A 9,534-nucleotide genomic window follows, 5' to 3' on the forward strand; every position below is an offset into this window, starting at 1 on the left:
GAACGGCTCGAACACCTGCTCGCGCTGATCGATCGGAATGCCGGCGCCTTCATCGGTGACCTCGATGCGCGCGGGCTTCAAGACGCGAATCGCGATCGTGCCGCGGCGCGGGCCGTGCTGGATCGCGTTCTGCACGAGGTTGGTCAGCGCGCGCTCCAGCGCCGCTGCATCGCCGATCGTCTCGACCGGCGTCTCCGGTGCATCGAGTGCCAGCTCGTAGCCGGCCGCAATCGCCAGCGGAGCGAGGTCGGCGGCGACGCTTTGCGCGACCGCGGCGAGATTGACGTTGGTGAAGGGATGGCCGCAGCGGTCGAGCCGCTGGATATCGAGCAATTGCTCGGCGAGCGTTGCGAGCCGCGCGGCATCCTCCAAGAGACGGGTCTTGTCCGGCCCGGGGCTCAGCGATTCCAGCCGCGTGTGCAGGATCGCGATCGGCGTGCGCAGCTCGTGCGCGGCGTCGGCGACGAAGCGCTTGTGGCGGGCATAGCCCTGGTCCAGCCGCGCCAGCGCGTCGTTGATCGCGGTCACCAGCGGCACGACCTCCAGCGGAATCCGCTCCACCGACAGCCGCGCGCCACGCTGATGGATGTCGATGCGCCGCGCCTCGTCGGCCGTGGTATCGAGCCCCCGGAACGCGCGCTGCACGATCATCGGTGTGGCGATGAACGTCGCGGTTCCCATCAGCAGCAGGCCGGGCAGGGCGATGCCGAGGAACGCAAGTGACGTCATGACCAGCGCCTTGGTGCCGGCCAGCCGTCCTTGCGTCGCCGTGATGATTTGCACATTGCCGGCGTCGGTGTCGACCCGTTTCAGCCGCGCCGCCGGCTTGCGCGGATCGTCCTCGAGCATCTGCCAGCCGAGCCGCGCCTGGCTGATCTGGTCGAGGCCTCCGCCGATCGCGGCGAACTCGGCCGGCACTGCGCCTTCACGGAGCGAACGACCCTGCCGGTCGCGGACCAGGAACCAGAGGTCGGGGGTCTCGCTGCGCAATTGTTTCAACTCGGACGTCGGCCGCAACGCCAGTCCAGTCTCCGCATCTCGCGTGAGCGCGCGCTGGACGACATCGATGACGCGGTCCTCGTCACGTTCGGCGAGCACGAAGCCCGATGCGCAGAGCGCTCCGACCACGACGGCAACGAGCGCCAGCAGCAGCGCGGCCTGGAGCGAGAGCAGGCGCCAGCTCAGCCGCGAGCGCAGGCAGTAGGGATCGTCATGCGCGCTGATCGTGCTCATGGCAGCTTCTTGAGGAGATAGCCGACGCCGCGGATGCCGTGGATCTCGATGCCGGCGTCGGCATCCGCAAGCTTTCGCCGCAGCCGCGACACATGCGTGTCGAGCGCGTTCGACTGGATCTCGTCGTCGAAATTATAGACCGCTTCTTCCAGCGCCGAGCGTAGTACGGTCCGGCCCATGCGGCGGATCAATGCTTCGAGCACCAGCAGCTCGCGGCGCGGCAGCTCGAAGGGCTGGCCGTCGATGCTGGCTTCGCGATGGCCGACATCGAAGGCGAGACGGCCGGCGCGGATGACGTCGGGGGACAGACCGGCCGGTCGCCGCAGCACCGCACGCAAACGTGCGAGCAACTCCTCGACCGCGAACGGTTTTGCAAGATAATCATCGGCGCCGCTGTCGAGCCCGGCGATGCGATCGGCGAGTTCGCCGCGCGCGGTGAGGACGATGATCGGCACGCCGTCGGCGCGCGCGCGAAGCTTCGGGATCAAGGCGAGCCCATCGCCATCAGGGAGCTGGCGGTCGAGCAGCACCGCGGCATGGATGTCGGCGGAAATGGCTTCCTCCGCCTCGGCGAGCGTCGGGGCATGGTCGACCACCATGTCGTAGCGCTTCAGCGCCGAGGCCAGCGCGCCGGCCATCTCCGCCTCATCCTCAACGAGCAAAATCCGCATGCAGCAGGCACCTGAACCACAACTGGGCCATTCTAGCGGCCCGATCATTGCGGCAGCATTGCGAAAGCCGGCCGCGGTGCGTTGCCGGAGGTCGTTCAGCCATGCACAAAACGCCACAGGGGCGGCCGGGCAGGGCTCAAGACAGCGCTTTGGCCAGCCGCTATAACCGCCTGACCTGTTCAGGGAGGAGCCAAGAATGATCTACGAAATGCGCATCTATCGTTGCGTGCCGGGCCGCCTGCCGGCGCTGCTGAAGCGGTTCGAGACGGTGACGCTGAAGCTGTGGGAGAAGCACGGCATCAAGCAGGCCGGGTTCTTCACCACGCTGATCGGCGAATCCAACCAGGAGCTGACCTATTTCCTCGCCTGGGAGTCGCTCGCCGACCGCGAGGCGAAGTGGGGCAAGTTCATGACCGATCCGGATTGGATGAAGGCCCGCGCCGAAAGCGAAGCGGACGGCCAGATCGTCGGCAACATCGTCAGCCAGCTCCTGACGCCGACCGCCTTCTCGGCGGTGAAGTAAGGGACCGCCAGCGCAAGGGCCTCGCAGGGAGGCCCGGCGCAACCCTGATATTCTGACGGCCCGGGGCGATTGGGGTTGATCCGACCCTGATGGCGGCTATGGTCGCGCCGAAACGAGGGATTTGCCTTGAGCTCTTCGACATCAGCGGCGCCGGTCGTCACCATTGGCAAGGTCAAGTTCGGCAACGATCTGCCGATCTCGATCATTGCCGGACCCTGCCAGCTCGAAAGCCGCCAGCACGCGCTGGAGGTGGCCTCGGCGCTGAAGGAGATCACGGCGCGGCTGAACATCGGCCTCGTCTACAAGACCTCGTTCGACAAGGCCAATCGCACCAGCGCGTCCGCTGCGCGCGGCCTTGGCCTTTCGCAGTCGCTGCCGATCTTCGCCGAGATCCGCTCCTCGCTCGGCCTGCCCGTGCTGACCGACGTGCACGATGCCGCGCAATGCGCCGAGGTCGCGCAGGCAGTGGACGTGTTGCAGATCCCGGCCTTCCTGTGCCGGCAGACCGATCTGCTTCTGGCCGCGGCCGCGACCGGCAAGGTCGTCAACGTCAAGAAGGGCCAATTCCTTGCGCCCTGGGACATGACGAACGTCGTGAGCAAGATCACCAGCGCCAACAATCCCAACGTGCTCGTCACCGAGCGCGGCGTCTCCTTCGGCTACAACACGCTGGTCTCCGACATGCGCGCGCTGCCGATCATGGCGCGCACCACCGGCGCGCCCGTCATCTTCGATGCCACCCATTCGGTGCAGCAGCCGGGCGGGAAGGGCGCTTCCTCCGGAGGCGAGCGCGAATTCGTGCCGGTGCTGGCGCGTGCGGCGGTGGCGGTCGGCGTCGCCGGTGTCTTCATCGAGACTCATCCCGATCCCGACAGCGCACCGTCCGACGGTCCCAACATGGTGCCGCTGCGCGAATTCGAGGGGCTGATCGCCAGGCTGATGGCGTTCGACGCCCTTGCAAAGAGCGCCACGCGCTGATGCACCAGCCGGTGACCAAGCCGTCCGCAGACCAGAAATTTCCGCCCGCGATCAACATCATCGCGCTCGCCGGATTCTCGGCCGCCTTGTCGACGCGCGCGCTCGATCCCGTCCTGCCGCATGTCGCGGACGATTTTGCGATCAGCATCACGACGGCGGCGAGCATCGCGGCCGGCTTTGCCCTGATCTACGCGCTGGTGCAGCCGGCGATCGGCGCGGCCGCCGATCTGTTCGGCAAGGCGCGGTTGATGACGTTGTGCCTCGCGCTGCTCGGCGTCGCCTGCATCCTCGGCGCGCTCGCCACCTCGTTCTCGGCCCTGTTCGCGACCCGCATCCTGGCGGGCATCGCCTCCGGCGGCGTGTTTCCCGTCGCGCTCGGCCTTACCGCCGACCTCGTCGCGCCAGCCAAGCGGCAGGTCGCAATCGGACGCACGATGGCGGGGTCGATGACCGGCAATCTGCTCGGCGCATCCGCCAGTGGGATCATCGGCGATCTCATCGGCTGGCGCGGCGTGCTGGTGATCCTTGGCGTCCTTGGCCTGATTGCGGCGGTCGCTGTGGCGGCAGGCTTTCGCGGCGCCGCGCTGACACCGCCGCCGAAGACCGATCTGAAAACCCTGCGGCAGGGCTACCGCACCATCTTCGCCAATCCGAACACACGCTACTGCTACTCCGCCGTGTTCATCGAGGGCTGCTGCGTGCTGGGCCTGTTTCCCTTCATCGCCGCGTTCCTGTTCGATCTCGGTGAGAAGTCGCTGTCGATCGCGGGCATCGTGATCGCTGGTTTTGCGGTCGGCGGATTGCTCTACACCCTCACGGTGGCGCGCATCCTGCCGTGGCTCGGCGTCAAGAGCATGATGATCGCGGGCGGCGGCATCGTCGCACTCCAACTCGGTCTGCTTGCCTTCGGTCTCGGCTGGAAGCTGCAATTCGCCAGCATGCTGGCGATGGGCTGGGGCTTCTACATGATCCATGGCTGCTTGCAGGTGTTCGCCAGCGAGCTGTCGATCGAGGCGCGGGCGACCGCGATGTCGTTGCACTCGTTCTTCTTCTTCATGGGTCAGACGGTCGGGCCACTCGCCTATGGTTTCGGGCTTGCGCATGCCGGCAAGGGGCCGACCCTGTTCGCCAGCGCTGCGATCATGCTGGTGCTGGGTCTGGTCTGGTCCCAACTGCTCAAGCCACGGGCGCCGTCGGACGCCCGGGCCTGACGGAAGTATCGAATTACCGATTCCCCGTAGTTTCCCGTGAAAGAACGGTAGCCAAATCCGTTCAATCTTAAATCAAACCTCACCCTTCGCTCCGTAGATTGCCCGCAAGCCACGACTTGGCGGCAACATCTGTGGATCAATCGATGCAAAAGCAGCGTTCGGTCGCCCGTATCCTCGGGGCGGTGGTTGGGTCTCTCGGTCTCGTCCTCGTCGTCATCTGCGCCTATGCGCTGACGCTCGCGGTCACCCGTTACACGGACAGCAACCGCATCGTCTCGCTCGCGGTCGCCAGCCGCGACCTGACCAACACGCTGGTGATCTTCCGCCTGGAGCGCGGCGACACGCTGAGCTATCTCGCGGCGACGGCCCCCGCGCCCGACAGTGTCATGACCAGCCTCGCCGGGCAGCGCGCCACGGTGCAGAAGAATTACGCCAAGGCCCTGGAGAGCCTCGCCGCCGTCGAGGCGCCCGGCCTTGCCGAAAAGCTCGACAAGCTGCGCGGCATCTGGGCTCAGCTCGAGGAGCTGCGGCCGCGCGCGATCGCTGCTCTGAAGCAGGAGAAGGGTGCGCGTGAAGCCAGCCTGACGCCGAGCTGGGCCAAGACCAGCGACGCCTATATGGACGCGATCGGCGAAGTCACCGCCCATGTCGACAGCGCGATGACGCTGATCGACCCCGTGGTCGATCGCCTCTTGATCGCCAAGCAGGCATCCTGGCAGGCCCGCGCCAATGCCGGCCAGACCATCCTCGTCCAATTCTCCTCGATCCTCGCCAACAAGACCTGGACCGCAGCCGACGGCGTCACCTTCGCCGATCTGCGCGGCCGCATCCAGCAGTCCTGGCTGGTGGTGCGCGACCTCAGCCCGAACGTGGCTTCGCCCGAATTGTTGCAGGCGATCCGCAACGCCGAGTCGGAAATCTCCGGCGCGCTCAGCGACGAACGAAATGCGATCGCAACCAAGCTGCTCGCCGGCGAGCCTACGGGCGTCGTCGGTATCGAGTACCGCGATCGTCAGCTGGTCGGCGCCAACAATGTCGTCATCGTCACGCAGACCGCACTCGCCAACATGATCTCGCGTGCCGAAGACGGCGCCTCGCGTGCCCGCTTCAGCCTGATGCTGTTCGGCCTGCTGGTGCCGGTCTCGCTGGCGTTGACGATCGGCGGGCTGATGCTGATGCGCAACCGCGTGACCCGGCCGCTGACCGCGATCACCGGCGTCATGACCCGTTTCGCCGCGCATGATTTCGCCGGCGAAGTGCCCGGCCTCGACCGCAACGATGAGATCGGGCGGATGGCATCGGCGCTGCAGGTGTTCAAGGACGCCATGATCAACGCCGAGCGCCTCTCGGGCGACCAGGCCGCCGAGCGTGCCGACAAGGAGAAGCGTGCGTCCGAAATGTCCGGTCTCGTGCGCCAGTTCGAAAGCCGGATCGGCCAGATGGTACAGGCGCTGTCGAGCGCCTCGGGCGAACTGGAGACGACGGCGCGCTCGATGTCGGGCACGGCTAGCGAAGCGCAGACCCAGGCCGGCTCGGCCTCGTCCCTGGCCGACCAGGTCGGCAGCGGTGTGCAGACCGTCGCGGCCGCGGCCGAAGAGCTCAACGCCTCCATTCGCGAGATCAACCGCCAGGTCGAGCAGGCTACGCGCGCCACCGAGCAGGCCGTCGTCACCGTCAAGGAGACCGACAGCACCATGCGCGCGCTCGCCGACGGTGCCGACCGGATCGGCGAGGTCATCGGCCTCATCACCTCGATCGCCGGCCAGACCAATCTGCTGGCGCTGAACGCAACCATCGAGGCAGCCCGCGCCGGTGAATCCGGCCGGGGCTTTGCGGTCGTGGCGAGCGAGGTGAAGAACCTCGCGTCGCAGACCGCAAAGGCGACCGAGGAGATCAGCACCCAGATCACCGAGATCCAGGGCGCAACGCAGAAGGCGGTCGCCGCGATCGACGGCATCGTCAAGACCATCGAGGAGGTCTCGAGCATCAACCGCGTCATCGCTGCGGCCATCGAGGAGCAGAACAAGGCGACCGCCGAGATCGCAAACACCGTGCAGCACACGGCGGAGGCAACCTCGACCGTGACACGCAATATCGCGACCGTGTCGTCAGCGGCGGACGAGACCGGCCGCGCCGCCTCCGGCGTGCTCAAGGCCGCCGCCAACCTGTCGAGCCAGTCGACCTCGCTGACCTCGGAGGTCGACGGCTTCATCAGCAAGGTGAGGGCGGTGGCTTAGGTCTTCCGGAAAGGCGATAAGTTCTGGGCCGTCGCAGCCAGGCTGCTGCACTTTCTTCGCGTCACCGTGCCACATTGGTCCTCGGTATACATGGCACACGAATTGCTTCAATTCTGAGCAAATCGAGGTGTGAGATCGTGGACGTCCAGACCAGCCGTTCGCCCAGCGCAGCCAGTTTGACCCGATCGACCGGATATCCCACCAAGCCTCCGCTCCGACGTTTCCTGACCGATTGCTACGACGAATTCCGGGCTGACAAATCCGGGGAGCTCGCCGATTACATTCCCGAGCTGAAGCGCGCCAACCCCGATCATTTCGGCATCGCGCTCGTCACCATCGACGGCCATGTCTACGAGGTCGGCGACAGCGCGGTGCCGTTTACGATCCAGTCGGTCTCGAAAGCCTTCGTGTTCGCGCTGGCCCTGGAGATGGTCGGCGAAGAGCGCGTTGCCGCCACCATCGGCGTCGAGCCGAGCGGCGAGGCCTTCAACTCGATCCGGCTCACCAACGACAACCGGCCCTTCAACCCCATGGTCAATGCCGGCGCCATCGCCTGCTCGGGCCTGATCTACGAGGTGGACGGCAAGGGCGCATTCGAGCGCGTCCGCTCAAAACTCAGCCAGTTCGCCGGCCGGGAGCTTGGCGTCGACGAGGCCGTGCATGCCTCGGAGACCGCGACCGGCAATCGCAACCGGGCCATTGCCTGGCTGCTGCGGAATTACGCGGTTCTGCCTGACGAGGTCGACGCCGTGCTCGACGTCTATTTCCGCCAATGTGCGATCCTGGTGACCGCGCGCGATCTCGCCGTGATGGCGGCGACGCTCGCCAATCGCGGCATCAATCCGGTGACGGGCGTGCAGGTGATCACGCCGCATATCGTCGCCCGCACGCTGTCGGTGATGACGAGCTCGGGCATGTACGACTATGCCGGCGAGTGGACCTATCGCGTCGGCATTCCCGCCAAGAGCGGCGTCGGCGGCGGCATCGTCGCGGCGCTGCCCTCCCAGCTCGGGCTCGGCACCTTCTCGCCGCTATTGGACAACCATTTCAACAGCGCGCGCGGCTTGAAAGTCTGCGAGGCGCTGTCGGCGCGGTTCGACCTGCAGATGCTCAACCGCAATGCCGACGTCCGCACCAGCATCATGGCGGATTACGACGTCTACGGCATCTCCTCGCGCCGCAGCCGCCCGCCGCACGAGCAGCAGATTCTCGACGAGCGCCACAGCGACATCCGCGTGCTCGAGCTGGTCGGCGCGATGAACTTCGGCACCATCGATTACCTCACGCGCCGGCTCGCCAGCGAGCCGCCGAACGCGCCGCTGCTGATCATCGATTTCCGCCGCGTCCCCGATATCACCGCAGCCGGCGTGGAGCTTGTGGGTGAGATGCTGACGGCGCTCGGCAATGTGGGCGTCATCGCCATTCTGTCGGGCTTCGAGGGGGACTCCGCGGTGTGGGGCGCGATCTGCGCGAGGACGGCCGATCCGCGCCGGTTGCGGCGCTTCGCGTTGCTCGACGACGCCATCGAATGGGCCGAGGACCAGGTGATCTACCGCTTCGGCGGCTTCACCGATGTGAAGAAGAGCGCGCATCTCGGCGAGCAGGCGCTGCTGGCCGAGCTCGACGCGGACGAGATCGCCGCGATCGTCAAGCTGTCCACCACGCGCCATTACGCCGCCGGTCAGCGCATCATCGCCGCCGGTGAGCCCGCCAATTCGCTGTTCTTCCTTCAGAGCGGCATGGTCAGTGTGAAGCTGCGCAGCGGCGTGCGTCTCGCCTCGCTCGGCCCCGGCATGGCGTTCGGCGAGATGGCGATCCTGGAGGGAAGCCGCAGCGCCGACGTCTTGGCCGACACGCCCGTCAGTTGCCTCGAACTGCCGCTCGACAGCTTTGCCGACTATCGCCGCCTGCATCCGGAGACGTCGCTGAAGATCATGCGCAATCTCGCGGCGATTTTGGCGCGGCGGCTCGTGCTCGCAAATGCGAAGGTCGATTTGCTCAGCGCGTACTAGCAGCGAACCCGAGTTCGCCCGCGAACCTGCGACCGGCTTTGCGCTTGCCAAGTTCCCGCATTGTGAAAGAATGAATTTGGAGCGATCCGCTCCCAATGCATTTTCAGGGAGAGACGCGTGAGTGAGCCGCTTCATCCCGCTGCGCCCCATCATTTGCCGTCCTTCATCACTGCGCCGGGGGATACCGATGTCCTGATGGTCATCGTCGGCATTGTCCTGATCGGCGCCGTTCTCGCGGTCGGGAATTTCTATCTGCACCTGCACACGATGCCGGAGCGGATGGCCCACAAGTCGCAGAAACTTCAGTTCGAGATCGTGGCCGTGCTGGGGCTGCTGGCCTTGTTCACCCACAATCACCTGTTCTGGGTGATCGGCCTGTTCCTCGCCATGATCGATCTACCCGACTTCAGCACGCCGCTGCGCAAGATCGCCGGATCGGTCGAGAAGATGGCCGGCGTTGCGCCGGAGCAGGACCCGACCGAGTTGCCCGACGAAGCTGCCGCCGCGCAACCTTCTGCGGCCGCCGATGCCAAGGTCGGGGGCGCCAAGGTCGGGGAGGCCAAGATCGGGGAGGCCAAGAGCGAGGTGGCCAGCCATGCTTGAGCTGATTCTCTGCTCCCTACTGACGATATTTCCAGATTATCTCTACCGCCGCTATCGGCAGGGGGG

8 protein-coding genes are annotated in these 9,534 nt (G+C 66.2%); 6 read left to right on the forward strand and 2 right to left on the reverse strand.

All coding sequences use genetic code 11. The features are described 5' to 3' along the window. On the reverse strand, window positions 1-1,224 hold a 1,224-nt coding region (locus PMI42_RS11455; protein ID WP_035965290.1), incomplete at its 3' end, for a sensor histidine kinase. A gap of 5 nt (window positions 1,225-1,229) precedes the next feature. Next, on the reverse strand, window positions 1,230-1,904 hold the full coding sequence (locus tag PMI42_RS11460) for a response regulator transcription factor (RefSeq protein WP_008133868.1): 675 nt from the start codon (window positions 1,902-1,904) through the stop codon (window positions 1,230-1,232). 196 nt (window positions 1,905-2,100) lie between these two features. On the opposite strand from PMI42_RS11460, the gene PMI42_RS11465 reads away from it, so the two are divergent. The 6 genes from PMI42_RS11465 (at window position 2,101) to PMI42_RS11490 (ending at window position 9,468) form a co-directional block, all read left to right on the forward strand. After that, window positions 2,101-2,427 (forward strand): NIPSNAP family protein, encoded by a 327-nt coding sequence (locus tag PMI42_RS11465; RefSeq protein WP_008133869.1) that lies wholly within the window; start codon window positions 2,101-2,103, stop codon window positions 2,425-2,427. Between the two features lie 126 nt (window positions 2,428-2,553). Beyond that, the gene (kdsA, locus tag PMI42_RS11470; protein ID WP_008133870.1) at window positions 2,554-3,405 is read left to right on the forward strand and encodes a 3-deoxy-8-phosphooctulonate synthase; all 852 of its coding nucleotides are present in this window, start codon (window positions 2,554-2,556) and stop codon (window positions 3,403-3,405) included. Next, window positions 3,405-4,616: an MFS transporter gene (locus PMI42_RS11475; RefSeq protein WP_008133871.1), complete on the forward strand. Its 1,212-nt coding sequence runs from the start codon at window positions 3,405-3,407 to the stop codon at window positions 4,614-4,616. Before kdsA ends, PMI42_RS11475 begins: the two co-directional genes overlap by 1 nt. A 143-nt stretch (window positions 4,617-4,759) precedes the next feature. After that, window positions 4,760-6,853, forward strand: coding sequence for a methyl-accepting chemotaxis protein (locus PMI42_RS11480; protein ID WP_008133873.1), 2,094 nt, complete (start codon window positions 4,760-4,762; stop codon window positions 6,851-6,853). Between the two features lie 137 nt (window positions 6,854-6,990). Continuing rightward, window positions 6,991-8,865, forward strand: coding sequence for a glutaminase A (gene glsA, locus PMI42_RS11485; RefSeq protein WP_008133875.1), 1,875 nt, complete (start codon window positions 6,991-6,993; stop codon window positions 8,863-8,865). 117 nt (window positions 8,866-8,982) lie between these two features. Further along, entirely contained in the window at window positions 8,983-9,468 is a 486-nt protein-coding gene (locus tag PMI42_RS11490) for a hypothetical protein (RefSeq protein WP_008133876.1), read from the forward strand. Window positions 9,469-9,534 lie beyond the last annotated feature (66 nt).

This window comes from Bradyrhizobium sp. YR681, assembly GCF_000282615.1.
GTDB lineage: Bacteria > Pseudomonadota > Alphaproteobacteria > Rhizobiales > Xanthobacteraceae > Bradyrhizobium.

Bases quoted from the DNA above. Each gene is read 5' to 3' on its own strand.
- PMI42_RS11480 (WP_008133873.1), top strand. From the start codon at position 4,760: ATGCAAAAGCAGCGTTCGGTCGCCCGTATCCTCGGGGCGGTGGTTGGG.
- PMI42_RS11460 (WP_008133868.1), bottom strand. From the start codon at position 1,904: ATGCGGATTTTGCTCGTTGAGGATGAGGCGGAGATGGCCGGCGCGCTG.
- PMI42_RS11465 (WP_008133869.1), top strand. From the start codon at position 2,101: ATGATCTACGAAATGCGCATCTATCGTTGCGTGCCGGGCCGCCTGCCG.
- PMI42_RS11475 (WP_008133871.1), top strand. From the start codon at position 3,405: ATGCACCAGCCGGTGACCAAGCCGTCCGCAGACCAGAAATTTCCGCCC.